Genomic DNA, 271 nt, shown 5'->3' on the forward strand with positions numbered 1-271 from the left:
GCCTGTGGTCCCAGACGGCGCAAAGATGATCTGCGTATTGTAGCCTGCGGTGATATTGATGAGCTGAATGCATCAATCGGTCTCGCCCGGCTTTATACGGCGCTGATGCTGCCGGAAGTTGATGCAATACTGACAAGGATACAGAATGATCTCTTTGACCTCGGTGCTGATATTGCCACTCCCGATGCTGTTTCAGATTCTACCGACGCTGCTGCTGCAAATCTCGGTTATGAGCCATTAAGAATTATCGGTACGCAAGTTGATCGTCTGG

At 50.2% G+C, this 271-nt stretch carries 1 protein-coding gene; it reads left to right on the forward strand.

Features of this window, described 5'->3' with window-relative positions:
- Positions 1 to 271 (forward strand): ATP:cob(I)alamin adenosyltransferase (locus tag HBA93_RS21210; protein WP_286202117.1); only part of this gene is annotated, 271 nt, incomplete at both ends.

This window comes from Ochrobactrum sp. SFR4 (assembly GCF_019730395.1).
Classification (GTDB): Bacteria; Pseudomonadota; Alphaproteobacteria; order Rhizobiales; family Rhizobiaceae; genus Pseudochrobactrum.